General features: G+C 60.2%; 21 protein-coding genes. 7 read left to right on the top strand and 14 right to left on the bottom strand.

From position 1 onward, the window contains the following. Positions 1 to 48: 48 nt before the first annotated feature. From JL474_RS18835 to JL474_RS18820, 4 genes are all read right to left on the bottom strand, one after another. Positions 49 to 825, bottom strand: coding sequence for an outer membrane protein OmpK (locus JL474_RS18835; protein ID WP_203143291.1), 777 nt, complete (start codon positions 823 to 825; stop codon positions 49 to 51). Between the two features lie 161 nt (positions 826 to 986). Further along, positions 987 to 1,913, bottom strand: coding sequence for an ABC transporter permease (locus tag JL474_RS18830; RefSeq protein WP_203143290.1), 927 nt, complete (start codon positions 1,911 to 1,913; stop codon positions 987 to 989). Between the two features lies 1 nt (position 1,914). Beyond that, positions 1,915 to 3,024, bottom strand: coding sequence for an ABC transporter permease (locus tag JL474_RS18825; RefSeq protein WP_203143289.1), 1,110 nt, complete (start codon positions 3,022 to 3,024; stop codon positions 1,915 to 1,917). Further along, the gene (locus tag JL474_RS18820; RefSeq protein WP_203143451.1) at positions 3,011 to 4,552 is read right to left on the bottom strand and encodes an ABC transporter ATP-binding protein; all 1,542 of its coding nucleotides are present in this window, start codon (positions 4,550 to 4,552) and stop codon (positions 3,011 to 3,013) included. The genes JL474_RS18825 and JL474_RS18820 overlap by 14 nt, the downstream gene beginning before the upstream one ends. Before the next feature lie 262 nt (positions 4,553 to 4,814). Between JL474_RS18820 and xdhA the strand changes: the two genes are divergently transcribed. From xdhA to JL474_RS18785, 7 genes are read left to right on the top strand one after another with little or no spacing between them, the layout of a single operon-like run. Further along, the gene (gene xdhA, locus JL474_RS18815; protein ID WP_203143288.1) at positions 4,815 to 6,317 is read left to right on the top strand and encodes a xanthine dehydrogenase small subunit; all 1,503 of its coding nucleotides are present in this window, start codon (positions 4,815 to 4,817) and stop codon (positions 6,315 to 6,317) included. Then, complete coding sequence (gene xdhB, locus JL474_RS18810; protein ID WP_203143287.1) at positions 6,310 to 8,679, top strand: xanthine dehydrogenase molybdopterin binding subunit; 2,370 nt, start codon at positions 6,310 to 6,312, stop codon at positions 8,677 to 8,679. Before xdhA ends, xdhB begins: the two co-directional genes overlap by 8 nt. Further along, the gene (gene xdhC / locus JL474_RS18805) at positions 8,664 to 9,542 is read left to right on the top strand and encodes a xanthine dehydrogenase accessory protein XdhC (RefSeq protein WP_203143286.1); all 879 of its coding nucleotides are present in this window, start codon (positions 8,664 to 8,666) and stop codon (positions 9,540 to 9,542) included. The genes xdhB and xdhC overlap by 16 nt, the downstream gene beginning before the upstream one ends. Next, the gene (uraD, locus tag JL474_RS18800; protein WP_203143285.1) at positions 9,543 to 10,043 is read left to right on the top strand and encodes a 2-oxo-4-hydroxy-4-carboxy-5-ureidoimidazoline decarboxylase; all 501 of its coding nucleotides are present in this window, start codon (positions 9,543 to 9,545) and stop codon (positions 10,041 to 10,043) included. After that, entirely contained in the window at positions 10,040 to 10,384 is a 345-nt protein-coding gene (uraH, locus tag JL474_RS18795) for a hydroxyisourate hydrolase (protein ID WP_203143284.1), read from the top strand. The genes uraD and uraH overlap by 4 nt, the downstream gene beginning before the upstream one ends. A 5-nt stretch (positions 10,385 to 10,389) precedes the next feature. Beyond that, entirely contained in the window at positions 10,390 to 11,751 is a 1,362-nt protein-coding gene (gene guaD, locus JL474_RS18790) for a guanine deaminase (protein WP_203143283.1), read from the top strand. After that, entirely contained in the window at positions 11,732 to 12,943 is a 1,212-nt protein-coding gene (locus JL474_RS18785) for a urate hydroxylase PuuD (protein WP_203143282.1), read from the top strand. The genes guaD and JL474_RS18785 overlap by 20 nt, the downstream gene beginning before the upstream one ends. Positions 12,944 to 13,375: 432 nt before the next feature. On the opposite strand, the gene JL474_RS18780 is transcribed toward JL474_RS18785, so the two are convergent. The 10 genes from JL474_RS18780 to JL474_RS18730 all read right to left on the bottom strand — a co-directional run bounded on the left by JL474_RS18780 (position 13,376) and on the right by JL474_RS18730 (position 25,129). Further along, positions 13,376 to 13,666: a helix-turn-helix domain-containing protein gene (locus JL474_RS18780; protein ID WP_203143281.1), complete on the bottom strand. Its 291-nt coding sequence runs from the start codon at positions 13,664 to 13,666 to the stop codon at positions 13,376 to 13,378. Beyond that, positions 13,656 to 13,985 carry a type II toxin-antitoxin system RelE/ParE family toxin gene (locus JL474_RS18775; RefSeq protein WP_203143280.1) on the bottom strand — a complete coding sequence of 110 codons (330 nt, stop codon included), beginning with the start codon at positions 13,983 to 13,985 and terminating at the stop codon, positions 13,656 to 13,658. The genes JL474_RS18780 and JL474_RS18775 overlap by 11 nt, the downstream gene beginning before the upstream one ends. Positions 13,986 to 14,533: 548 nt before the next feature. Further along, positions 14,534 to 15,136, bottom strand: a complete 603-nt coding sequence (locus tag JL474_RS18765; RefSeq protein ID WP_203143278.1) for a hypothetical protein — start codon at positions 15,134 to 15,136, stop codon at positions 14,534 to 14,536. A gap of 351 nt (positions 15,137 to 15,487) precedes the next feature. Further along, complete coding sequence (locus JL474_RS21740; RefSeq protein ID WP_203143277.1) at positions 15,488 to 16,153, bottom strand: RHS repeat-associated core domain-containing protein; 666 nt, start codon at positions 16,151 to 16,153, stop codon at positions 15,488 to 15,490. 82 nt (positions 16,154 to 16,235) lie between these two features. Continuing rightward, complete coding sequence (locus tag JL474_RS18755) at positions 16,236 to 16,598, bottom strand: hypothetical protein (protein WP_203143276.1); 363 nt, start codon at positions 16,596 to 16,598, stop codon at positions 16,236 to 16,238. 25 nt (positions 16,599 to 16,623) lie between these two features. Next, positions 16,624 to 17,646 carry an RHS repeat domain-containing protein gene (locus JL474_RS18750; protein ID WP_203143275.1) on the bottom strand — a complete coding sequence of 341 codons (1,023 nt, stop codon included), beginning with the start codon at positions 17,644 to 17,646 and terminating at the stop codon, positions 16,624 to 16,626. Positions 17,647 to 17,775: 129 nt separating this feature from the next. Further along, positions 17,776 to 18,285, bottom strand: a complete 510-nt coding sequence (locus JL474_RS18745; RefSeq protein WP_203143274.1) for an ankyrin repeat domain-containing protein — start codon at positions 18,283 to 18,285, stop codon at positions 17,776 to 17,778. Between the two features lie 4 nt (positions 18,286 to 18,289). Continuing rightward, the gene (locus tag JL474_RS18740) at positions 18,290 to 22,690 is read right to left on the bottom strand and encodes an RHS repeat-associated core domain-containing protein (protein ID WP_203143273.1); all 4,401 of its coding nucleotides are present in this window, start codon (positions 22,688 to 22,690) and stop codon (positions 18,290 to 18,292) included. Positions 22,691 to 22,998: 308 nt separating this feature from the next. Next, the gene (locus tag JL474_RS18735) at positions 22,999 to 24,003 is read right to left on the bottom strand and encodes an isopenicillin N synthase family oxygenase (protein WP_203143272.1); all 1,005 of its coding nucleotides are present in this window, start codon (positions 24,001 to 24,003) and stop codon (positions 22,999 to 23,001) included. Between the two features lie 127 nt (positions 24,004 to 24,130). Further along, positions 24,131 to 25,129, bottom strand: coding sequence for an ABC transporter substrate-binding protein (locus JL474_RS18730; protein ID WP_203143271.1), 999 nt, complete (start codon positions 25,127 to 25,129; stop codon positions 24,131 to 24,133). Between the last annotated feature and the right edge of the window lie 229 nt (positions 25,130 to 25,358).

The raw sequence follows: 25,358 nt of genomic DNA, 5'->3' as shown, positions 1-25,358 counted from the left end.
TCGCTTTAGAGGCGGGGGAGACCGATACCGGACTCCCCCGGGTTGGCGTTAGAAGTGGAACTTCACGAGGGCACTGACGGCGCTCTCGGTCCCGTAAATGTCATCATCACCGACTCCGTACTTGTTGTTCCAGTAGGAGTACTCGATACCGGCATACAGCACACCCGGATTGCCGGTGAAGTTACCCAGGTCCAGCTTGAACTGGGGATTGAAGTGCATCTCGGACGCGTGATCCCCTTCGGCTGTTGACCAGTCCATATAACCGTCGAACAGGAATCGCGCGGGGCCCACTTCGAACGGCGAGCCCCAGGTGACGGTCAGCTGCCAGTCGTTGTCCGGATCGTTGAATCCGGCGGCGCTGCTGTTGTTACTGGCATAGTACCCAACCGTGTTGAAGTACTGGAAGCCGGGCAGATCCCAGGACAGGCCGAAACCCGTCAGGATGTTGTTCTGTTCCGGGGCACCACCGTACTCGTAGGTGCCGGCCAGGTAGACGTCCTTCACCGGACCAAAGCTGAGGTCATTCCCGGTGAGCCAGCCGAGGCTCAGTGAGGGCGAGAACTCGCCATAGACGTTGTCGTTGCCCTTATCCGGTCCGCGACCGTGATTGCGGTCAAAGAACAGGAAGGTCCCGCCCCAGTCGTGCGCCGTAACGTTCTCGAAGGTGAAGACGGTGTCTTCCTCCTGACGGTCGCCGTACGCTTCATAGTCGGCGCTGTGCAGCAGCGAAATGCTGGAGTCCGAAAAGAATTTTTCCGCGTGGGCCGCCGGCATACAGGCCGCCGTTACACAAGTCGCTAGCAGTGTTTTACGAAGTGCATTCATGGTCGAAGTATCCTCTGTCATTTATTTTGCGGCGGTTCGGAGAGCCCCCTGAGTCGCCTTTTTCATCGTTGGCAGTGGCATTTTTCGTTATTGAAACTTGTCTACTCGCAAGCTTGTCGGGGCGGCCGTTACATTGACGGCCGCCTCCCATTTCTTCTTTCCTAACGACTGGGCCGCCAGGGTTGACCGATGGACAGCGGCGTATGCAGCCGTGTCCGGGTCGGGTTCGCGGAAAGCAGGACCAGCACGATCACCGTCACCCCATACGGCAGCATGGCCAGCAGTTCCGGGGAGATGTCCCAGCCAAAGCCCTGCAACACCAGGTGCAGGATGCTGGCGAGGCCGAACAGATACGCGCCCAACAGCACCCGCACCGGCCGCCAGGTGGCGAACACCACCAGCGCCAGGGCAATCCAGCCGCGGCCAGCGGTCATGCCTTCCGTCCACAGCGGGGTATAGGCCAGGGACAGGTAGGCGCCCGCCAAACCCGCCATGGCCCCGCCGAAGCTCACCGCGAGGTAGCGGATCAGCAGGACCGGCAGGCCGTTGGCGTTGGCGGATTCGGGCGATTCACCCACCGCCCGCAACAAAAGGCCTCCCCGGCTGTGGCGCAGGAAGACATAGACCGCCACGAAAAGCCCCAGGGAGACGTAAACCAGCAGGTCATGATTGAACAGGACCGGGCCGAGCACCGGGATGTCGCTGAGGAACGGGATCGGCAGCTTGGTGAAACCGTCGATGGTCTTGCCCACGAAATCGGTGCCGACGAAGGCACTCAGGCCGGTGCCAAAAATGGTCAGGGCCAGGCCGGCGGCGTACTGGTTCGCGGCCAGGGTAATGGCCATGAAGCCGAACAGCAGCGACATCCCCACCCCCGCGGCCATGCCGGCGATCACGCCGACCAGCAGGCTGCCGCTGGCGTAGACGCCTGCGAACCCGGCCACCGCGCCGATCAGCATCATGCCTTCCTGACCCAGGTTGAGCACGCCGGAGCGCTCGCAGATCAGTTCCCCCAGCGCCACGATCAGCAGCGGGGTACCGGCCACCACGGTTGCGGCGAGAATATTGACGATCATGTCGGGACTCATCTCAGCTCTCCTGTGTGGCCAGCGGCGTGTTGGTACCGGCCGACGCGGTGACGTGCTTGCGGGTCAGGCGTATCCGGTAGTGAATAAAGGCGTCGCAGGTGAGCAGGTAGAACAGCAGCAGGCCCTGGAACAGGCCGGTCATGGCCTTGGGCAGGTTCATGCCGATCTGCATCATCTCGCCACCGAGGAAGGTCAGCGCCAGCAGCGCACTGGCCAGGATCAGGCCGATCGCCCGCATGCGGCCGAGGAAGACCACGATGATGGCGGTGTAGCCGTAGCCCGGCGACACCTGCGGAATCAGCTGCCCGATCGGGCCGGTCACCTCGGCCGCTCCGGCCAGACCGGCCATGCCGCCGGCCACCAGAAAGGCGAACCAGATCAGTCGCTTGCGCGGAAAGCCGGCGAACTCGGCGGCCTTCTCATCCTCACCCAGCACCTTGAGTTGGAAACCGATAAAGGTGCGGGCGAACAGGACGCCGACCGCCACCGCCGCCAGCAGCGCGAACAGCAGGCCGATGTGCAGACGCGTGCCGGGAATCAGCATCGGCAGCAGGGCGGCGTCACCGAACATCGCCGACTGCGGGAAGCTGAAGCCGTAAGGATCCTTCAGCGGCCCGTGCACGGCGTACAGCAGCAGGTTCAGGGCGATGTAGTTGAGCATGATGGTGGTGAGGATTTCGTTGCAGTGGAAATGCGTCTTCAGGAACGCCGCGATCGCCGACCACAGGGCGCCACAAGCGATGCCTGCCAGCAGCACCACGGGCAAAATCCAGAAGCCAGTGCCTTCGCCGAACTGCAGGGCCGCGATGGTGGCGCCGACCGCGCCCATCAGGAAATGGCCCTCCGCCCCGATGTTCCAGATCTTGGCGCGGTAGCAGATGGTCAGCCCGGCGGCACACAGCAGCAGTGGCGCCGCCTTCAGTCCCAGCTCGGCGACGCCCACGGCATCGCTGATCGGGACGATGAAGAACAGGCGCAGCCCTTCCACCGGGTCGCGATCCAGGCCGAGGAAAATCAGGAAGCCGGTGATGATGGTCAGCATCAGCGCCAGCACCGGCGACAGGTACTCCATCAGACGCGAATCGACCTGGCGGCGTTCAAGCGACAGCATGGTTCACCTCCCCGGCCGCGTCGGCGAAATCGCCGGCCATCCACTGCCCCAGCTGTTCGATACTGAGGGATTCGGTCGGCACGAGCGGCGACAGCCGTCCCCCGCAGAGGGCGCCCATGCGGGTACAGAGTTCAAACAGTTCATCAAGATCCTCGGAAATCAGCAGGACGGCCGCGCCCTTGTCGCGCAGCTCCACCAGCACCTGGTGGATGGCCACCGCGGAGCCCACGTCCACACCCCAGGTGGGGTGGGAGGCGACCAGTAATTTGGGCGCCTGCAGCGCTTCCCGGCCGATAATAAATTTCTGGAGATTGCCGCCGGACAGGCTGCGGGCCGTGGCTTCAACGCCGTCCGACTTCACCTGGAAGCGGTCACGAACCCGAGCCGCATACTCCCGCACCTTGCGATAGGCCACCCAGCCCTTACTCACCATCCCCTGGGCAGAGGCGGTCAGCAGGGTGTTGTCCACCAGGGACATGTCCGGGACGGCCCCGCGCCCCAGCCGCTCTTCCGGTACCACGGCGATGCCGGCCCGGCGCCGCGCGTCCGGTCCCATCTGACCGACAGCCTGCCCGTCAAAACGCACCTGATTGGCCGCGGCCTTGTACTCGCCAGACAACGCCCGCAGCAGCTCGTCCTGGCCGTTACCGGCCACGCCGGCGATACCGACGATCTCGCCGGCCCGCAGTTCCATCGTGATGTCGCGCAACGCGGTACCGAACGGGTCGTCGCTGGCGTAACTGAGCCCGCTCACCTCCAGCAAAGGCGCCCCGGGCGTGGCCGGCGGGACGTCGGTGCTGAGCGGGGTTTCGTCACCGACCATCAGGCGGGCGATGGCGTCGGTGGAGGTTTCGGTGGGGTCGCACTCGCCGGTGACCTTGCCGTTGCGCAGGACGGTGGCGTGATGGCAGAGGTCGCGCACCTCCTGCAGCTTGTGGCTGATAAAGAGAATGCTGCAGCCTTCACTGGCCAGTTGGCGCAAGGTGCGGAACAGATCGGCCACTTCCTGCGGGGTCAGCACCGAGGTGGGCTCGTCGAGAATCAGCAGCCGGCTGTCCTGGATCAGGCATCGGACGATTTCCACCCGCTGGCGTTCGCCGGTGGACAGACTGTGCACGTGGCGGCGGGGATCCAGCGCCATGCCGTAATGGGTCGAGACGTCGCGGATGCGCTGCTCCAGCTTCTTGCGATCCCTGGCCTCGCTGGCCGGCAGGCCCAGGGCGATGTTCTCGGCGACGGTCAGGGTCTCGAACAGGGAGAAGTGCTGGAAGACCATGCCGATCCCCAGCTGTCGGGCATGGGCCGGTCCTTGCAGGGTCAGCTTTTCACCATCCCAATAAAGGGTGCCCTCGTCCGGCTGGATCACCCCGTAGATCACCTTCATCAGGGTACTCTTGCCGGCCCCGTTCTCACCCAGCAGGGCGTGGATCTCACCGGGTGCTACGGTCAGGTCAATACCGTCATTGGCCCGGCAACCGGGGTACTCCTTGACGATATGTTCCAGACGTAGCCGTGCCGCTGCCGTCATCATTGAACCTCATTCGTGTAATAAACTGACCAGACAATCAACATTTCGAACGTGAGCAATTTGCTTGCCAACTGGTCACAAAAAATCATTTTGCTATAAACTCGACTAGTTGGTCAGAAAATTGCAAAAACACCGATCAGGTAATGAATTAAGTAACGGGCATCAGCCTGTTACGCCAAGCAGACCGCCCCGCCCACGCGTCTTGTAAAGCGCGGATTCATGGGCCTGGAGGGTGGCCATAATACGCAAGATGGTGAGACCCGTGATCGAATTTTTTCTCAATGGCGAGCCCCGGAAGTTATCGGATACTGACCCAAATCTGAGCATTCTGGAATGGTTGCGCACCAAAATGCGCCTGACCGGCACCAAAGAGGGCTGCGCGTCCGGCGACTGTGGCGCCTGCACCGTGAGCGTGGGCGTCCTCGATCCCGGCGCCCGCGCGTTGCGTTATGAATCGGTGAACAGCTGCATCGCCGTGATCGGCAGCCTGCACGGGAAACACCTGGTGACGGTGGATGTCTTAAAGGAAGAACCTGCCCATCCGGTCCAGAAAGCCATGATCGAGTGCCACGGGGCACAATGCGGGTTCTGTACGCCGGGTATCGTCATGTCCCTGTTCACCCTGCACACGGCGCGTCAGGCGGATACCAACCGGCTCGCCGCGCCCCCCAGTCACCACGAGCTGCTGGAAGCGCTCGCGGGCAACCTGTGCCGCTGCACCGGCTACCGCCCCATTATTGAGGCCGGCCGCCGTGCCTGCGTCGAGACCTGGACACCGGGCGAGACCGGCAAACGCTTCAGCGGCCCGGACTGGCTGCAGGACGGCGCCATGATCGCCGCCCTGCAACGCATCAACGGCGAGAAAGGCAGCCTTCGTGACGAACACGGCCGTCGCTGCGACCTGCCGCAAACCCTGGACGAGCTGCGCACCCTGCGCGCGCAGTATCCGGAAGCCCGCCTGATCGCCGGCGGCACCGACCTGGCGCTGGAGATCACCCAGCAGCTCAAGGACCTCGATCATTTGATCAGCGTGGAACGCGTGGCCGAGCTGCAACAGCTCACAGAGGCCGACGACCATCTTTACCTGGGAGCCGGGCTGACCTATCGCCAACTCAACGAGGTCTTGCCAACCCACTGGCCGCATTTTGCACCGTTACTGGAACGTCTGGGATCGTTACAGATTCGAAATCGCGGCACCCTGGGCGGGAATATTGGTAACGCCTCCCCCATCGGCGACATGCCGCCGGCGCTGATTGCCCTGAACGCCGAGGTGGAACTGGACAGCCTGGACGGCGTGCGCCGACTACCACTCGCCGACTTCTTCAAAGACTACAAGCAGACCGACCTGCAGCCCCATGAATTCATCCGCGGCGTCCGGGTGCCGCTGCCCAAGGCTAATGAGCACCTGCTGCTGTACAAGATTTCCAAGCGCCTGGACGACGATATCTCCGCCGTATTGGGCGCCTTCTGGCTGCACATCGAAGCAGGCACCGTGCGCGACGGCCGGCTCGCGTTTGGCGGCATGGCGGCCATTCCCAAGCGGGCAAGCACCGCCGAACAGGCCATCCTGGGCCAGCCGTGGAACGACGCCACCGTCTCTACTGCAATGGCAGCCCTCGCCACCGACTTCAAGCCCATGTCGGACGTGCGCGCGTCCGCCGAATACCGCCTGCAGGTCGCCGGCAACCTGCTGCAACGCGCCCTGCTGGAGACCGGCAGCCACTTCGACTCAGCAATGCCCCTGACGGTGACCGACTATGCGTAAATTGCCCGAAAACATTGTCCAACCGCCGGCGAGCGCGCGCGGCACCGCGGGTTCACGCATCGCCCACGACAGCGCCTGGAAGCACGTCAGCGGACAAGCCCGTTACATCGACGACCTGCCCGAGCCGCCCGGCCTGCTGCACGCCACCGTGGGCCAGAGCACCCAGGCCCACGCCCGCATCAAGTCCATGGACCTGAGCGCCGTGCGCGCCTATCCCGGCGTGGAAGCCGTGCTGACCGTCGACGACGTGCCCGGCCACACCGACATTGGCCCAGTCTTTCCCGGCGATCCGGTGCTGGCCGGCGAGATCGTCGAGTTCATCGGCCAGCCGCTGTTCGCGGTGGCGGCCACCTCCCTGCGCGCCGCGCGCCAAGCCGCCAAACTGGCGAAGGTGGAGTACGAGCCGCTGGAACCGGTGCTGACCACGAAAGACGCGCTGGCCCAACAGTTCTTCGTTCGCCCCTCCCACACCCAGGAGCGGGGCGATCCGGACCAGGCGCTGGCCGAATCCCCCCATCGCCTGCAGGCGGCGATGCACGTGGGCGGGCAGGAACACTTCTACCTGGAAGGCCAGGCCTGCCTGGTGGAACCCACCGAGGACGCCGGCGTGTTCGTGCATACCTCCAGTCAGCACCCGTCCGAGGTGCAGAAGCTGGTAGCGGAGGTCCTGGCCCTGCCGATCCACGAAGTGCAGGTGGAAGTGCGTCGCATGGGCGGCGGCTTTGGCGGCAAGGAAACCCAGGCGGCGCCGCTGGCCTGCATTTCCAGCCTGCTGGCCCGGCACACCGGCCGCCCGGTGAAATACCGCATGGCCCGGCCGGACGACATGGTGCAGACCGGCAAGCGCCACGACTTCTACAACACCTACGACATCGGCTTCGACGACGAGGGCATGCTCCACGGCGCCGACATCATGGTGGCCGGACGCTGCGGCTACTCGCCCGACCTGTCCGACGCCATCGTCGACCGCGCCATGTTCCACGCCGACAACGCCTATTACCTGGACCAGGCCCGGGTGGTCGGTCACCGCTGCAAGACGCATACGGTGTCCAACACCGCGTTCCGGGGCTTCGGCGGGCCGCAGGGCATGATGATCATCGAGCGGGCCATGGACGACATCGCCCGGCACCGGGGCCTCGACCCGCTGGACGTGCGCAAGCGCAACCTCTACGGCCCGGGCCGGGACGAGACCCATTACGGCCAGACCGTGGAGCAGCACGTGCTCCCGGAATTGATCGAACAGCTGGAAGCCAGCTCCGATTACCGCGAACGGCGCCAGGCCATTACCGAATTCAATCGCCGCAGCCCGGTGGTCAAGCGGGGGCTGGCGCTGACGCCGGTCAAATTCGGCATCTCCTTCACCGCCAAACACCTGAACCAGGCGGGCGCGCTGGTGCACGTGTACACCGACGGCAGCATCCACCTGAACCACGGCGGCACGGAGATGGGCCAGGGCCTGTTCATCAAGGTCGCCCAGGTGGTGGCTTCCGCGTTCCAGGTGGACATCGACCGCATCAAGGTCTCCGCCACCCGCACGGACAAGGTGCCGAACACCTCCCCCACCGCCGCCTCCTCCGGCTCCGACCTGAACGGCATGGCGGCGCTGGACGCCTGCGAGAAGATCAAGGCGCGGCTGGTGGAGTTTGCGGTTGAGACCTACGGTGTTTCGGCCGACGACGTCGAATTCGCCAACAACCAGGTGCGTGTGGGCAAGGACCTCTTTGGCTGGGCCGACTTCGTGCAGCAGGCCTACATGGCCCGCGTGTCGCTGTCGTCGTCCGGCTTCTACGCCACCCCCAAGATCCACTACGATCCGGAAACCGGCAAGGGCCGCCCGTTCCTCTACTACGCCAACGGCGCGGCCTGCTCGGAAGTGGTGGTGGACACCCTGACCGGCGAGTACCGGGTGGTCCGCACCGACATCCTCCACGACGTGGGCCAGTCCCTGAATCCGGAGATCGACATCGGCCAGATCGAGGGCGGTTTCATCCAGGGCATGGGCTGGCTGACCACCGAGGAACTGATGTACAGCGACAAGGGCCAGTTGATGACCACCGGCCCGGCCACCTACAAGATCCCGGCGGTGTCCGACGCGCCCGAGGATTTCCGGGTGTCCCTGCTGCCCCACAGCACCAACCGGGAAGCGACGGTGTTCCGCTCCAAGGCGGTGGGGGAGCCGCCGCTGATGCTGGGTATTTCAGTCTGGTGCGCCCTGCGCGATGCCGTCGCCAGCCTGGCGGACTATCGCTACAGCCCGCCCTTCGACAGCCCGGCCACGCCGGAGCAGGTTCTCAAAGCGGTCACCGCCACCCGGCAGTGGCTGGCCGACAACGGAGGCGATGCCTCATGCAAAAGCGCCTGACCTGGTACGAAGCCGTGGCCGACTGCGAGCGGCGCGGTGAACCCTACGTGCTGGTGACCGTGCTGGGTGTGACCGGTTCGGTGCCGCGCGAGCCCGCCAGCAAGATGGTGGTCACCGGCGAGCAGAGCCACGACACCATCGGCGGAGGCCACCTGGAGTACCGCATCATCGCCAGCGCCCGGGAGCGTCTGGCGGCGCGGGACTACACCTCCGAGATGGCCCATTTCCCGCTGGGCGCCAGTCTCGGTCAGTGCTGCGGCGGCAGTGTCGCGGTCCTGATGGAGGGCCACGCCGGCGGCGACGGCCGGCTGGTGGTGTTCGGCGCCGGTCACGTGGCGAAGTCGCTGATCACCATCATGGGCGAGCTGCCCTGGCAGATTACCTGGGTGGACAGCCGCGCCGACAGTTTCCCGGACGAGCTGCCGGTGAACGTGCGCCGCCACCACACCGACGATCCGGTGGGCGATGCCGCCGCGCTGGCCGACGGCGCCCACGTGGTGATCCTGACCCACAATCACCAGTTGGACTTTGACCTGTGCCGCACGCTGCTGGACGCGAACAGCGCCGCCTCCATCGGCCTGATCGGCTCCGACACCAAGGCCGAACGGTTCCGCCAGCGGCTGGCTCATCGCGGTTACAGCGAGGCCCAGATCGACAGCATCCGCTGCCCGGTCGGCCGGCGCGACGTGCCCGGCAAGCGGCCCATGGAAGTGGCGGTGTCGATTTCCGCCGAGCTGCTGACGCTGGCGACCGAAACGACGGACAAGCCGGCCCGCCGCGGCCTGTCCTGGTCCAACCTGAAAACCCTGATGCGGGAAGACGCCGAACCGGCGCCGGCATCAAACCCGAAGCTGGAGAACTGAATGTCCCTGGAATCCCTCAACGCGATGAGCGCAACCGAGGCCGCCGAGGTGCTGCGCACCTGCTGCGCCGCCGACCGCTGGGTCGAGGGCATGGTCGCCGCCCGTCCGTTTGCCGATCGCGATGACCTGCACCGCAAAGCGGAGGCCCTGTGGCCGGCCATGACCGAGCGCGACTGGCTCGCAGCGTTCGACGCCCATCCCAAGATCGGCGACGTGAAAAGCCTCAAGGCCAAGTACGCCAACACCCACGCCCTGGCCAGCGGCGAGCAGTCTTCCACGGCCGTCGCCAGCGATGACGTCCTGCACCGTCTGAAGGACGGCAACGACGCCTATCACGAAAAGTTCGGCTTTATCTTCATCGTCTGCGCCACCGGCAAGTCCGCCGAGGAAATGCTGGCCCTGCTGGAAGCCCGCCTGCCCAACGCCCGCGCGCAGGAAATGGAGAACGCCGGCCGCGAGCAGGCGAAAATCACCCACCTGAGACTGGATAAACTGGTATGAGCGAACGCAGCCCGATTACGACCCACATCCTCGACCTCGGCAGCGGCTACCCCGCCGAAGGCGTTGTCGTGACCCTCGAGCAGCAGGACGGCGACGGCTGGACCCAGGTGGCCAAGGGCACCACGGACAGCGACGGCCGCATCGGCCAATGGTTCGACGGCCCGCTGGTGACCGGCCTGTACCGCCTGACCTTCGCCACGGGCGACTACTTCCAGGCCTACGGCAAGGACTGCTTCTACCCCCAGGTGACCATCGACTTCTCCGTCAACGGTGACCAGGACCACTACCACGTGCCGCTGCTGCTGAATCAGTGGGGCTACTCGACGTATCGCGGGAGCTGATCACCATGGCGTCATCGCAACCGGTGCAGGCCTACCGGGGTCGGCTGCTGCATTTCCTGGCCGACCCTGGCCTGGAGACACCGGCGGACAACAGTTACGAGTGGTTCGAGGACGGGCTGCTGGTGGTCGCGGATGGCCGGGTCAAAGCCGTCGGCGCTGCCGATCAACTGATCGATTCGCTGCCGGATGGCACGCCGGTCGAGCACTGGCCGGAGCATGTGATCCTGCCCGGCTTTATCGACACCCACGTGCACCTGCCCCAGCTCGGGGTGATCGGCAGCTACGGCGCCCAGTTGCTGGACTGGCTGGAAACCTACACCTTCCCGGCGGAAATGCGCTTTGCCGAGACCGACTGGGCGAAGAGCCAGGCCAACCTCTTCCTCGATCAGTTACTGCGCCACGGCACCACGTCCGGGCTGGTGTTCTGCACGTCGCACCCGCAGTCGGTGGACGCCCTGTTCGAGGCCGCCGAGGCCCGCGGCCAGGCCATCACCGCCGGCAAGGTGATGATGGACCGCCACGCGCCGGAAGGCCTGTGCGACGAGGCCGAAAGCAGCTACCAAGACTGCCAGGCGCTGATCGACCGCTGGCACCATCACGGCCGGCTGCAGTACGCCGTGACCCCACGCTTTGCGCCCACCTCCACCCCGCGTCAGCTGGAGCTGGCCGGCAAACTGGTGGCGGACAACCCGGGCGTGCTGATGCAGACCCACTGGGCCGAGAACAAGGCGGAAATCGCCTGGGTGAGTGAACTGTTCCCGGACCGGGCCGATTACCTGGACGTCTACGCCCATTACGGCCTGCTCAACGACCGGGCGGTGCTGGCCCACGGCATCCACATCAACGACGGCGACCGGCAGCGGCTGGCGGAAACCGGCGCGCGCATCGCCTTCTGTCCAACGTCCAACACCTTCCTCGGCAGCGGCCTGTTCGACCTGCGCAGCGCCCATCAGGCGGGCGTCCCCCTGAGTCTGGCCACGGACGTGGGCGGCGGCACCAGCCTGTCGCTGCTCAAGACCATGGCCGAGGCCTATAAGGTCTGTCAGCTGCGCGAGCAGGCGCTGACACCCTTCCAGGCGTTCTACCTGGCCACCCTGGGCAACGCGAAGGCGCTGCACCGGGACGACGAGATCGGCAACTTCGCCCCCGGCAAGGTCGCCGATTTCGTGCTGCTGGATACGGACGCCACCCCCATGCTGAGCCTCAAGCAGCACAGCACCAGCCTGCGCGACAGGCTGTTCGACCTGATGATCCTGGGCGACGACCGGGTCATCCAACGCACCTACATTGCCGGCCAGTGTCGGTTCGATCGGGATGCAGAACGTGTTTCAGAAAAAGGAGTAACCGATGGCCGCCTACCTCAGTGAATGGCTCAGCCTGCTCATCCGCTGGTTTCATGTGATTGCAGGCGTCGCCTGGATCGGGGCGTCGTTCTATTTCATCTGGCTGGATAACCACCTGGAAGATCCGCCCGATTGGAAGAAGAAAAAAGGCATCAAGGGCGACCTATGGGCCGTCCATGGCGGCGGCTTCTACGAAGTGGCCAAGTACAAGCTGGGGCCCGAGAAAATGCCCGGCATCCTGCACTGGTTCAAGTGGGAAGCCTACAGCACCTGGCTGTCCGGCACCGCCCTGCTGTTCTCGGTGTACTACTTCGGCTCCAGCAGCTACCTGATCGACAACTCCAAGGTGGAACTGACCACCCTGTCCGCGGCGCTGATCGGCCTGGGCTTTATCGGCGGCATGCTGCTGATCTACGAACTGCTGATCCGCAGTCCACTGGCGAAAAACGGGATGGCCTTCGGCGCCGTGCTGTTTGTCCTGCTGGTGGCGGTGGACTGGGCGCTGTTCCACATCTTTGCCGGGCGCGGCGCGTTCATCCACGTCGGTGCGGTGATCGGCACCATCATGGTGGGCAACGTGTTCCTGGGCATCATGCCGTCCCAGCGGGCGCTGGTGGAGACAGTGGAACAGGGTCGGGAACCGGACGCGCGGGTGGAACGCCTGGCGGCGCTGGCCAAGCTGCGCTCGACCCACAACAACTACCTCACCCTGCCGATCATCTTCATCATGATCAGCAACCACTACCCGATGCTGTACGGGCATCCGGAAGGCTGGATGATCCTGGCGGCGATCGGCTTTATCACCGCCTTCGCGCGGCACTTCTTCAACCTGAAGCACCGGGGCGTCTACCGGCCGTCGATTCTCCTGGCCTGCGGCATCATGACCGTGGTCCTGATCGGCGTGATCGCCCCGCCCACCGGCAAGCAGGCGGAAGCCGCCGCCACGAACGCTGAAGCGCCCAAAGTGGCCGATACCGACATCCGGCAACTGGTGGATACCCATTGCTCGGCGTGTCACGCAAAGGATCCCAGCAACCCGGCCTTCCAGGCGCCGCCCGCGGGCATAGCGTTCGACTCGCTCAAAGCGGTGAAAGACCACAGCGCCCAGATCATGCAGGCGGCGGTGAACAGCCAGTACATGCCGCTGGGCAACACCACCGGCATGACGGAGAAGGAACGAAAAGAACTGGGAAGCTGGTTGCAAGCTAAGAAATAGAAGTCCGGGGAGTCCCTGTAGCAGACGCTTCAGCTTCTGAGGCGCCGCCAGGTGCCTTTTTTAGAAGGCTGGATTTAGGAAGACTGCGCCCCCGAGCCGGAAGCCAATGGACACCCTTGCCTACGCTGCATTAGACGGCCGTCCCTGGCCGACTAATGCGACCGGGACATCCCTGTCCCTCCTTCGGCAAGGGCATCCATTCGCTTCTTTCTGACTTAGACGTAATCGCCATCAAAACCCGGCAGGCATTTCGACCTGTTCAGAGGGATAACAGGAAACTTGCAAAAGGTCTGATCGAAACCAATGGGTGCCATCGCTGGAGCAGAGGACAGGATGTCCTCGTCGCATAAGCGGCCATGTACGGCCCTGTTAGGCGACGGAAGCGATGGCATCCATTGGTTTCAGCCTCCCGAAGCATGCAAAGCCATCTCCTCAGGCACCTGCCGGCTTGTCCTCAATCGCTTCCAATTTGATGCGATACCCACAAGCAGAGGCGTATTTTTTCAGGGTGCTCCAGCTAGGGTTGCCTCGACCACCCTCAAGACGGGAAATATTGCTTTTCGCAGTGCCGATTCGCTTTGCAACGTCGTCCTGGGTCAAGCCAGCATGAGCACGCATGCTGATCAGCTGCTCGATGTATTCGAACTCACCAGCCAATTCCTCGTATTCTTTCCGGACCGCTTCGTTTTGAAATGCTTTCTGCTTAAGTGCCTTAAGACTCATACTGTCTCACCTCTCGAAGCCGCTCTCGCGCAAGCCTCAGTTCTTTCAAAGGCGTTTTCTGGGTCTTCTTGACGAAGGCGTGAAGCACCATGACCGCTTCACCCTCCATATAGCAGTAAAACCCTCTCCCGATCCCTTCCTTGGCTTTTGTGCGAATCTCGAACAGCCCACCACCCATCGCTTTGGTGTGAGGCTCACCGAGATTCGCACCATATTTCTCAATCATCTCCAGCAACCGGATCATCCGAGCCTGGATCTTTGGCGGCATATCCAGAATGTCCTGTTGGACGTCGCCGTAAAACCTAATGTCCCACGTCATAGAATCATCCTAATTCTTGGCGGTTATCATAAATGATAACAAAGGGAACATCAAAGATGACGCCAGCCACAAAAAAGCCCGCACCTCCCGGCACGGGCTTCCTCACTCTCACAACAACCTACATCTTCCCGGCATAGTTCGCGTTGATCCGCTGCAACAGGTAATCCCGTGCCGAAATCTCGGGGTACCTCCTCTCCGGCCCGTGGCACCCGCACCCGGTGTAGGGTGGACTTGAGGTCGTCGTCGGGCTTCGCTTGATCACCCGCTGGCCCAGGGCGTTGTAACCGTACTCGGTGATCCCCGATTCGGTCGTCGCCCGCACCAAGCGACCGGCGGCGTTGTAGGCGAACCGGGCGTCACCCCGGCGCACTGTGTGGCCCGCCGCATCGTATTCGAGGGCGGTATTGCCAGCGGTCAGGGATTATCAATTAGCATTTGAGTACCTCACCCTTTTCACCTCATCCTCAAGCCGGTTCCGGGCGCTTTAAAGAAGAAAATGCTTGGTACCTTCTATGCGCTAAGTAATGCAACGTAGCGTTTCATATAGCTCAAACCCAACCCGAATATTTCAATTGCATTATCCAATCATGCACGGCGAAAGGGGAAACTTGTTCACATTTACCAAGAACAGCATCAATTTCCTGTTCATCAACAGCAAGCACCAACACATCAGGATTATCGCCACTACTAGCAATAGCTATCACGGGCCGCTCGTTTGATAAAATCAATATTCCTTTAACATACAAACCGGCAACATACGCTGCTTCAGGTATGTCATTACGAACACCCACCTCTTCAACAACCTGCTCATAGTTAGGCGGAACTTCCCCCGGGAGAGCAGGCCTCAGCCATGCCACTTGGAATAGAAATTTTGCACTGCTCATTTCTACAACCGAAAATATTTCTTTTAAATCCAACTTTTCTGATAAGCAGCTATCACTTGAAGATAAATAAAAAACCTCAAACTTAAACTCAATATTAACATAGTCGCTTGACAGCGACATCCGATCGCCTGAGCCTGACTCAAGAATCAACATATCAGACCACGCCGAACTTTCAGACGGACAAAGAACTTTGCATTCGTCCAACCTCTGCAGGAAGGATACAAATTCCTCATCAGGAACCAATAACTTTCTTTTTAAAATGGCCATGGCGTATCCTCTGGAAAATGGATTGTCTCTGGTGGCTTCGTCCCATTTGCGGGAATATCTATACGAGGGCCTTCACCGGGTTTACCAGGCCTAATATTAACGCTATTAGGTGCTTTGAAACCGCCCTTCGGCTTTGGCTTTAAGTTACCTCCAGTTAGGCTATCAATAACGTCTGGAAATTTATCTGAAGGAAGATCGGTGTTTGTCCGTTTTCCGCTAGAACTTCGCGGATTATCTCCCACCAGACCGTCGGGCAAACTTGGACATTGACCTTCATCAGAATCTTGAGTGTAATACGGCATATCAAGTGAGGCAGGCCGATTCTGAAGAGCATATTTAACTGATAAATAATCAATCAGTCCTTGCGCGGCCACTCCTCCTAAATAGACAAGCGCAGTCCCCAAAACCACACAATCCCTGCGGATCAGTGATATTAAGCGGATTACCATAAGCATAACCGTAGGTGTTGATGCCCCCATTCAACCCTATCGGATCACTCTGAAGATACCGCCCCAGACTCGGGTCATAATCCCGGAAGTAGTTGTAGTGTAACCCCGTCTCCGCATCCGCATCCGCATACTGACCCGGCAATCGCGCCGAGAGCTCAATCTCGTCCCGTTCCACCGTCAGCCGCCCAAACGGCTCGTAGTGGCCTCGCCACACCACCGCGCCACCACTGTCCGTCACCACCAGCGGAGCGTCCAGGTGGTTGCCGTGGATGTAGAACACCGCCTCCACCTGGGGCGTCTCCGGGCGGGCGGTGACCAGTGCCAGGCGCTGGCCGTTCAGGTAGACGTATTCGGTCTGCTTCCGGCCGTCGGCCGTGCGGGTGACGATCAGGCGGCCGGCCTGGTCGTAGAGATAATGTCGGGTTGTCGTCGGGCTTCGCTTGATCACCCGCTGGCCCAGGGCGTTGTAACCGTACTCGGTGATCCCCGATTCGGTCGTCGCCCGCACCAGGCGACCGGCAGCATTGTAGGCAAACCGGGTGTCGCCCCGGCGCACTGTGTGGCCCACCGCATCCTATTCGTGAGCTGTACTGCCAGCGGTCAGGGATTATCAATTAGCATTTGAATACCTGACCCTTTTTATCTCCTTTTCATCCAGTTTTTCGGGTAACTAGCACCTTAGATACAACGAAGTAATGAGAAATCATTAGAATAATAGTAACTACCCAAAAGCCGTAGTCATCTAAAAAGTCCATGAACTCAAGAAATCCCTGACTACATGAACCAGTTGCGTTTCCAGAAGAACACCTGATAAAAAAGCCCTCCTTCCAAACCTCCAAAATAAAAGCAGCGACCATCCCAATCAAAAAAATTAGATACCCAAAACCAATACTCTTAACCACAAAAAGCCTACTTTTATTAGCTCTATCTATTGCTAGAGAAAAGCCCATTGAAAGCAGCACAGGCCAAGCATACAAAAGTGCCAAAATAACCAATTGCACAAGTAGATCCATAATTCCCTCTTATATAGTCATTTTTCTAGCGAGAGCCAGAGGCTTCCACGGCCCGGCTTTTAGCTCTATCCACAACTGCATCCATTTGGTACAAATCGAATATTTCTTCAGGCAAAACATCATTCATTTTTTTAATCGCTTCTCTAGCCTGAGCCTCAGATAATTGGGTGCCGCTAAACTTGCCTCCGTCATAACCCAAACCTTCAAATGCATTTCTCAAGTCATCTTCATATCCCAAGCAATTCCATTTATTTGAGAAACCTTCAACGTCTGACAACCCCGCAGGGCCAGTGAAACCACAATCATGCCCTGTCAAATCGCAAAGCTTTTTAAGTTGATTCACCTTTTTGCTAGGACTAAAAGGCTGATATTGATCAAAAATTCCTTTAACTCTAGCTGGCGAAAAATAAAACTTATAAACGTACCTTCGTTTGGAAAGCTTAGTGGCGTACACCTCGAACAACCCATGGGGGTCAATATAACTGACAGGATCCCCACCGACGTAGGCATAAGTATTCAACCCACCCCGAAGCCCTATCGGATCACTCTGAAGATACCGCCCCAGACTCGGGTCATAATCCCGGAAGTAGTTGTAGTGTAACCCCGTCTCCGCATCCGCATACTGACCCGGCAATCGCGCCGAGAGCTCAATCTCGTCCCGTTCCACCGTCAGCCGCCCAAACGGCTCGTAGTGGCCTCGCCACACCACCGCACCACCACTGTCCGTCGCCACCAGCGGAGCGTCCAGGTGGTTGCCGTGGATGTAGAATACCTCCTCCGTCTGGGGCGTCTCCGGGCGGGCGGTGACCAGTGCCAGGCGCTGGCCGTTCAGGTAGACGTATTCGGTCTGCTTCCGGCCGTCGGCCGTGCGGGTGACGATCAGGCGGCCGGCCTGGTCGTAGAGATAATGTCGGGTCGTCGTCGGGCTTCGCTTGATCACCCGCTGGCCCAGGGCGTTGTAACCGTACTCGGTGATCCCCGATGCGGTCGTCGCCCGCACCAAGCGACCGGCGGCGTTATAGGCGAACCGGGGGTCGCCCCGGCGCACCGTGTGGCCCGCCGCATCCTATCCGCGGGCGGTACTGCCAGCAGTCAGGGACTAGCAATTAGCATTTGAATACCTGACCCTTTTCGTTTTGTGTGCTGGTCAGAATGCGTAAAATCAATCTACTCTGACCTATTTATTAGATAACAACTCATCAATGTACCTCTTAAAGCCTGTACTATTAGAAGGCATATCCGCGAACTCTCTCGCTCCCATTAAACCTCCTATTTCGTTCGCTTTAGCGTGTATGTCACAACCGCGACTTACTAACAGCCGAGTTATTTCGATTACTCCTCGTGTACAAGACTTTAGAAATGGTGTTTTATCCCAATCCCCTCTTCCCTCTATATCAGCGCCGTTATCCAACAGCAACGAAATGACTTCTACAGCAGCTTTTGAATCATGATGTGAATACTCAATAGCGGAGAGTAATGGAGTGTAACCATCAGCGCTTACTGCATTTACATTAGCACCAGCCTGAATTAGCTCATAAACCAATTCGACATTCAGTCTCTTACAGACTGGATTAAGTACATAAACTCCTTCCATATCCGGTTTCGAAGGATCAAAGCCTGCTGCGATTAATTCATTTATTGTCGTATATCTAGTAACTTCAATAATTTCATCATACGACTTAAACATATATCTATTCCTCACATGCACAATTTTGTTTCACAGCGCGTTCCGCATTTTGAATTTGTCTATCAAGTTGAAGCATGTGCCTAGCATGATCCCCATCTTCCACACCATTAAACCACTTATGAGTCATTTCTTGCCTGAGAGCCTTACAGTCCTGGGCCTTTCTTAGCTGCCATCTAGCCCGATCACAAGGGTTTAAGAAATTAGGTGGCTCCGGCTCATCACATCGATTGTGATATTCTCTTCTATTTGCTTCATACTCTATATCTTGTTGAAGTTCTGAGTCACTAACCGGCGTATCGCCAGGTATTGTCATTGCTATTAACCCCAATCCAGCTACCCTGGCTCCAGGAAGGGGAACAACCATACTCACCCCGCCTAGCGCTCGAAGCCCCCAAGCTGCGCCTACACTCATTAAGCCATATGGGTCTCCGTAAATTAGAGGATTTCCCTCAACGTAACCGTAAGTATTAAGCCCCCCCCCACTCAAGCCTATCGGATCACTCTCGATGTACCGCCCCAGACTCGGGTCATAATCCCGGAAATAGTTGTAGTGTAACCCCGTCTCCGCATCCGCATACTGACCCGGCAATCGCGCCGAGAGCTCAATCTCGTCCCGTTCCACCGTCAGCCGCCCAAACGGCTCGTAGTGGCCTCGCCACACCACCGCGCCACCACTGTCCGTCGCCACCAGCGGAGCGTCCAGGTGGTTGCCGTGGATGTAGAACACCTCCTCCGTCTGGGGCGTCTCCGGGCGGGCGGTGACCAGTGCCAGGCGCTGGCCGTTCAGGTAGACGTATTCGGTCTGATTCCGGCCGTCGGCCGTGCGGTTGACGATCAGGCGGCCGGCCTGGTCGTAGAGATAATGTCGGGTTGTCGTCGGGCTTCGCTTGATCACCCGCTGGCCCAGGGCGTTGTAACCGTACTCGGTGATCCCCGATTCGGTCGTCGCCCGCACCAGGCGACCGGCGGCGTTGTAGGCGAACCGGGTGTCGCCCCGGCGCACTGTGTGGCCCGCCGCATCGTATTCGAGGGCGGTATTGCCAGCAGTGGTCAGGCGACCGTTGTCATAGAGGTAGGGGCTTTCCCCGGTCTCTTCGATCAGGCTCGTCCGGTTGCCGATCCCGTCATAGGTATAGCCCCGCTCGCCGTAGGGTCCGACCGCTGCAAGCAGACGGTCCACGAGGTCATAAGCGTAGGCCTGGGAGTCATCCGGTTCGATAAGATCGTCGATGAGGCTGAGGTTGTTTGAGGCGTCGTACTGGTACTGCTGCGTCAGCAGGTTGCCCACCTGTTGCCGGATCAGGTGGTAATCGGCGTCGTATTGTCGCGTCAGTTCCAGACCATTGCCGTAAGTCAGTCCAGTGAGTGGCCCGAAGGGCGCGTATTCGATCCCAGACGCCAGCGTCTGGGTGAGGCCATTGGCCTGCGTCGTCACGTTACTGATCCGACCACCCGCGTCGTAGGTGTAATCGATTCGACGGCCACCCGGGTATACCATCCCCGTTAGCTGGCCGGCGGCGTTGTAGCTATAGCGTGTGGTGTATTGAACACTCTCGATCACTTGCGTTTGTTCCACCACATCGCCGTGGGCATTGTAGTGGTAGGTGGTGCTGCCGCTTCCGTCCTCGATCCGATACAGCCTTCCGATACCGTAGCTTCCGGCGGCAGGGTCGTCGTACTGGTAGCTGACTGCATCTCCACTGGCGGGATAGATCACTTGAACCAGCCGGTTCTGAGCATCGTAGCTGTAATCGGCTTCGATGCCGCGGGCGTCGGTCCGCTGAATCCGGTTGCCGGCGGCGTCGTAGCGGTATTGCGTCGTTCCCGTATCGGGGCTGCGCCTTTCGATCACTTCGCCCAGCGCATTGTATTCGTATTCGGTGGTGCGGCCCAGGGCATCGGTCACGGCGTTCAGGTGCCCCTGCGCGTCGTACTGGAAGCCAGTCGATGCGGATAACGGATCCACCTGACCCACGGGTCGGTCCAGCGGGTCGAACTGATGCGACTGGCGGTATTGTGTCGGGTCGATTTGCTCAACCAGATTGCCGGCCGTGTCGTAACGGTTCTCCCAGACGGCGCCGCTGGCCTGTATGGTTTGCTGCAGGCGGTTAAGGCGATCATAGACGTAGCGCTGCTTGAAGCGCAGCTGACCCGAGGGGTCTGTGACGGAGCGCTTTGTCACGTTGCCTGCGTCATCAAGGGCGAACTCGATCCGGTTTCCCAGCGTATCGCTGACTGCCGTCAGCCGACGCGCGGCGTCGTACGAATAGCTCAGGGTCATGCCTGTGCCCAGGGTGACTTGGCTAAGCAGCCCTATCGCATCGTACTGGTACCGGACGGTGCGCTCTCCCGTCTCCTGTCGGATCAGGCGCCCCTTGGCGTTATAGGCCAGTGCGGTGACGACGCCGTTAGCGTCCTTGATCTGCGTCACTCGTCCATCGGCGTCAAATGCGGTTACTTCCGTGATGGCGCCGGAAGGAGCCGTGACTTTGATCAGCCGACGGCGGTCGTCGTATTCGTAACGGGTGACATCTGCCACGTCCGTGCGCGGTCCGTCCACTTCGACCAGGAGATCCCGGTCGTCATAATGGTAGGTCGTGACCTGCTCGTCCGACCCGCCGGAGACGGTCTTTTTCTCGACCCGGCCATTCTGGCCGTACTCGAATTTTTCAACACGGCCTTCCGGGTATCCCGGGTGGTAAATTGTGACGGGCTTCTGGTAAAGGCTGTGCCAGATATAGCTCGTTCGCATTGGCGTTTCAGAGCCATAACCTCTTTCGATATAGTGGAGAAGGCCATTCGACAGGTACTCGTAACGCGTTTGGTTCCCGGATTCGTCGGTCATCAGCAAGGGATAACCGTAGCTGTAGGTGTGCTCGCTCAGCTCTACATTGCCGTTGGTATCCGGTGAACTGCAGCTTTTCCCTTCCACCTTGGTGATCCGGTCGGAGCCGTCCTCAAAATGTACGGTTTTGACGTGCCCATTGACGTTCGCCACGGAAACGCTGTTATCCGTGTTGTAGGTAATTTCGGTGACATCCGTGCCATTGGCGTGCTGGCTCATCACAGCCCGGCCGCGTTCATCGTATTGCCATTCCGCGGAACGTTGGCCATTGGCATCCACGATCGCTGTCAGCAGCCGGGGGTGATCTGGATTTTCGTAGCGATACGTTTCCCGGACCTGCCCGCCGGGAAAGGTGACCTGTACCATTCGGCCTTTGCCGTCGTACCGGTAATCGACTGACTGGCCATCGGGGAGGTGGAGAGCTGCCAGTTGCCCTGGCTGACGGTAGGTCAACTCAACAGCGTAGCCTTTGTCGTCAAGGATGCGGACAAGATCGCCATCGTCGTTATATTCCAGTTTCTGCCACGCGCCCGAAGGGTGATCCCGACGTACCAGGCGCCCATCGGCGTTGTATTCCTCATGCAGGCCCTCGCGGGTGTAAATCTCCCAGCCCGACGCCAGTTTCCGTAAAATGCCATCACTGAAAGCGTTCTGTGTATTCGTGGTACGAATTCGCTCGTCCTTGCCTTCGGGAGAGCGCAAATACACATTGCTTTGATCCAGCACAATCAGACGCTTGGCGTAATTGTGGGTCATGCTGCTCTGCGCCATCTCGCCATCATCGGTCTGGAATTCCGAAACCAGCGTCTTCGATGGGCCTTCATAGTTCGTCGGCTGATAGTGGATTTTCCAGTCGTCCAGGCTGGCCGCACTCTCCTGGATCACCTTCTGGCGTGCAATGGGGTCGATGTAGGAGCGGTAGGTGCGAACAAATTCAATGGGGAAAGGTCCGTTGCCTACCCGCACGTCCGGGTCAAACCGCTGGATCTTTTCGCCGGTCGCCACATTAATCGGATTGCCGGCGTGGATATCGCATTGGTTCGGTTCGTCCTTGGGCGGGACAATGCAGACGCCGAGCTGGACATCCAGGCCGGTACTGTCCGGGGGGCAGTATTTCACGCAGCGTTTTTGCTCGCTGCTCCACTGGTAGGGCGACTGGCAGGGCTCGCAATCGTACTGGACTACAGAGGCGTTTTGGCTAACCGTATCAGGGTGCGCATCAGGGTTCTTCCAGTCGCGGCGGTAAACATCTCGTTCTGTAATCCCGTACAGGCGATCTTTACTATCAGAAACGGAATAAACGTAGTTCCATTCACTGGGCCCACTCCATCCCTCGCCATAAGACGGCTCTTCATCCGGAATATTGACTCCGGGCACGATCCCACTTTGAGGATGAATACCGCAAAGGCTGCTGCTCGGAGGATCGTCGGCACGCGTGGCACAATAAAACGTTCCGGTCGCAGAGCAGCTTTTTCCGGCGAACGCGGCGGGACTGATGACGCCGAGAAGGGCGCATACCAACGTCAGTGAAAGGACTGAACCCGTCATTACTCTTGGCATTGAACACATCCTGACAACGAATTGAAGCCGACACGTGTGGCGCATTTAACTTACGCGCAAGAGGGCCATTGCCAGGAGCTCCTCCCTTCCGTGGGCGGATTCGATCGACCGAATTCCAAGTCAACCGGGAATATATGGCGAAGTTAGCACAACCTTCGTCTTATGTATGATATTGATACAAATTTTATACAGAAATACAGCCGGTTTGAGGTGACCCAAGTCGGCACAAACATCGCCGCCAAAGGCGTTAGGGGCTAGCACCGAAAGCCCGCACCTCCCGGCACGGGCTTCCTCACTTTCACAACGATCTACATCTTCCCGGCAAAGTTCGCGTTGATCCGCTGCAACAGGTAGTCCCGTGCCGATATTTCGGGATACTTCTTCTCCGGTCCCTGGATCATCACGTCCTTATTGGCCTGGCAGAAGAACGCCATGCTGTAGCGCGGGCCCTGGTATTCGCCGGCCCGGGGCATGCGTACACGGTGAAGGGTGGATTTGAGTGTGTCGTCGCTCCAGCGCATCAGCATGTCGCCGATGTTGCAGGTGATAACGTCGTCCCGCGGGACCACACTGGTCCACGCCTGATCGGCGCGGCCCTGGGCGTCCTTCCCGGGACAGACCTGGAGCCCGAACTGCCCTTCCTTCTGGAACACCATGGTCAGGCAATCGAAGTCGGTGTGGGCGCCGGCGCGCCAAGTGCCGGGCGGGTACTCGGCGCCCTCCGGCAGCGGCAGGTAATGCAGCAGCCGCAGGGTGCTCTGATATTCCGGTGAGCCGCGGTCGTGGGCGCGCGTGAAAAAGTCCCGCTCGAAGCCCAGCCGGTCAGCGAAGCAGGACAGGATATCCATCCCCACCTGCCAGGCACGGTGCTCGAAATCCAGCATGATGCGCTGGAATTCCGGCAGGGTGGTCTGGCCCGGCCACAGGTCGTCCATGTAGGGCAACGTGATCTGGAAGGATTCCTTTTCATCGGCGGTGCCGGTCGATGGACGCACCTGGGATTTGAACTCCCAGCCAGTGTTCAGCCCTTCCTTGAGCGGGAATTTGCCCTTGGTGTCGGCGTCCAGGGCGAAGAAGGCTTCGGCGGCCAAAAACGCCTCACGCACCTTCTCCACATTCAGACCATGATTCACCAGTTGGAAAAAGCCCACCTCGCAGGCGGCCTCCCAAAGCTGCTCGGTAATCTCTGCCCGGCGCGTCTCGAAATCGCTCAGGTCGATCATCGGGATCTGGCGGTCGGTTTCCACACCTTCGCCGCCCAGGGTGCTTTCGAATTCCAGTTCTTTCAGACCGTATGCTTTGCTGTCACTCATCATTTTTCTCCAATGGCTTGGCGGGCTGCCCCGCCAGTGATTGGAGCAATGCCTGGCGAGAGATCATCCCCTCGCCTGCCGCTTCTACTCCGTTACAGGGCCGGCCGCCGTAGCGGCCAGTCCGCACTCAGGATTCCGGCATGAACGAGCGGTCCACCGCAGTTTCCGGATCAAATGAATCGACGGCGATGTGCTGCGCTTTGGCCGTCCATTCCCACGTGGTGCCCAGGCGCTTCGGATTGAACGCGCCCATGCCCTGCGCCTTGCTGACGTCGTTATAGACCAGCGGGCGAATCGAGCGGATGGTGGCTGCGGCCGTCTCCGCATCCACCTCGGGGACCACGTTGTGGACGTCCTGCCCACTCTCATCCGGGTGCGCCCAGGTGTACTGGATCGCCTTCGCGTAGGCCTTCACGAACCGGCGCGCCACGTCGGGACGCTCCTTGAGGAAGCTCTCGCTGGCGATCACCGAGGTGGAGTAGAAGGCCAGCCCGGCGTCGTACCAAGGCATCACGTTCAGTTCCTTGCCGACCTGTTTCGCCATGGCCCGATATTTTTCGGTGTCGGTCACCCAACTGATCACCACATCCGTGCGGCCGGTCAGCAGCATCGGATTGAGCGCACCCGGGTCGGTCTTCACCAGCTTGATGCTGTCTTCGTCGACGTGATTCACATCCAGCAGCAGCGGCAGGAACAGATTCGACGAGGTGAATGGCGAGGTGGCGATGGTCTTGTTGGCCACATCCTTCACGCTGTCGATGCCAGAGCCCTTGACCGTGAAGAACGCGTGGGGCGCTTCGCTGAATACGGAATAGATGCCTTTAACGGGAACATCGTCCTGGGCCCGGGCCACCAATAGCGACACCAGATCCGATAGGCCAACGTCGGCCTGGCCGGTGACCAGTTTGGTGATGGCATCGGTGGAACCGCGGCCGGACGCGATGGTGACGTCCAGGTCTTCGTCCGCGAAGTAGCCCTGTTCGAGGCCGACGTAGATGGGGGCTTTGTCACCGCCGGGCAGCCAGTCCAGTTGGAAGGTCACCTTGTCAGCGGCATGGGTCAACGAGGCACCGAATGCCAGCGCAGCGAACGTCAATGCACGATGCAGTCTTGTCGTGATGGTCATGTCCTGTCTCCTGTCGACCTGCGTTGCAGGCCATCGTTCAAGGGAGGTGCGGACAGAACGGCGGGACGATCGGTATCGGACATTGCACCAATCACGCCCGGCCGCGGTGTCCAACACCCGCCGATGCGCGATGAGCAATGCCCCGATCCTCCGTTGGGAGAACCTGACTGCTTCTACTCAGTCACGTGCCCGGATGGTTGCAGTTGCCATGCCAGCTCATCAAAACGCA

The organism is Marinobacter mangrovi (genome assembly GCF_016798325.1).
Lineage (GTDB): Bacteria > Pseudomonadota > Gammaproteobacteria > Pseudomonadales > Oleiphilaceae > Marinobacter_A > Marinobacter_A mangrovi.
This window is presented reverse-complemented; position numbering and strand designations above follow the sequence as displayed.

Excerpts from the sequence above, each read along its gene's own strand:
- JL474_RS18835 (WP_203143291.1), bottom strand. The coding sequence starts at position 825 with ATGAATGCACTTCGTAAAACACTGCTAGCGACTTGTGTAACGGCGGCC.
- JL474_RS18830 (WP_203143290.1), bottom strand. The coding sequence starts at position 1,913 with ATGAGTCCCGACATGATCGTCAATATTCTCGCCGCAACCGTGGTGGCC.
- JL474_RS18825 (WP_203143289.1), bottom strand. The coding sequence starts at position 3,024 with ATGCTGTCGCTTGAACGCCGCCAGGTCGATTCGCGTCTGATGGAGTAC.
- JL474_RS18820 (WP_203143451.1), bottom strand. The coding sequence starts at position 4,552 with ATGACGGCAGCGGCACGGCTACGTCTGGAACATATCGTCAAGGAGTAC.
- xdhB (WP_203143287.1), top strand. The coding sequence starts at position 6,310 with ATGCGTAAATTGCCCGAAAACATTGTCCAACCGCCGGCGAGCGCGCGC.
- xdhC (WP_203143286.1), top strand. The coding sequence starts at position 8,664 with ATGCAAAAGCGCCTGACCTGGTACGAAGCCGTGGCCGACTGCGAGCGG.
- uraD (WP_203143285.1), top strand. The coding sequence starts at position 9,543 with ATGTCCCTGGAATCCCTCAACGCGATGAGCGCAACCGAGGCCGCCGAG.
- uraH (WP_203143284.1), top strand. The coding sequence starts at position 10,040 with ATGAGCGAACGCAGCCCGATTACGACCCACATCCTCGACCTCGGCAGC.
- guaD (WP_203143283.1), top strand. The coding sequence starts at position 10,390 with ATGGCGTCATCGCAACCGGTGCAGGCCTACCGGGGTCGGCTGCTGCAT.
- JL474_RS18785 (WP_203143282.1), top strand. The coding sequence starts at position 11,732 with ATGGCCGCCTACCTCAGTGAATGGCTCAGCCTGCTCATCCGCTGGTTT.
- JL474_RS18780 (WP_203143281.1), bottom strand. The coding sequence starts at position 13,666 with ATGAGTCTTAAGGCACTTAAGCAGAAAGCATTTCAAAACGAAGCGGTC.
- JL474_RS18775 (WP_203143280.1), bottom strand. The coding sequence starts at position 13,985 with ATGACGTGGGACATTAGGTTTTACGGCGACGTCCAACAGGACATTCTG.
- JL474_RS18765 (WP_203143278.1), bottom strand. The coding sequence starts at position 15,136 with ATGGCCATTTTAAAAAGAAAGTTATTGGTTCCTGATGAGGAATTTGTA.
- JL474_RS18755 (WP_203143276.1), bottom strand. The coding sequence starts at position 16,598 with ATGGATCTACTTGTGCAATTGGTTATTTTGGCACTTTTGTATGCTTGG.
- JL474_RS18745 (WP_203143274.1), bottom strand. The coding sequence starts at position 18,285 with ATGTTTAAGTCGTATGATGAAATTATTGAAGTTACTAGATATACGACA.
- JL474_RS18740 (WP_203143273.1), bottom strand. The coding sequence starts at position 22,690 with ATGCCAAGAGTAATGACGGGTTCAGTCCTTTCACTGACGTTGGTATGC.
- JL474_RS18735 (WP_203143272.1), bottom strand. The coding sequence starts at position 24,003 with ATGAGTGACAGCAAAGCATACGGTCTGAAAGAACTGGAATTCGAAAGC.
- JL474_RS18730 (WP_203143271.1), bottom strand. The coding sequence starts at position 25,129 with ATGACCATCACGACAAGACTGCATCGTGCATTGACGTTCGCTGCGCTG.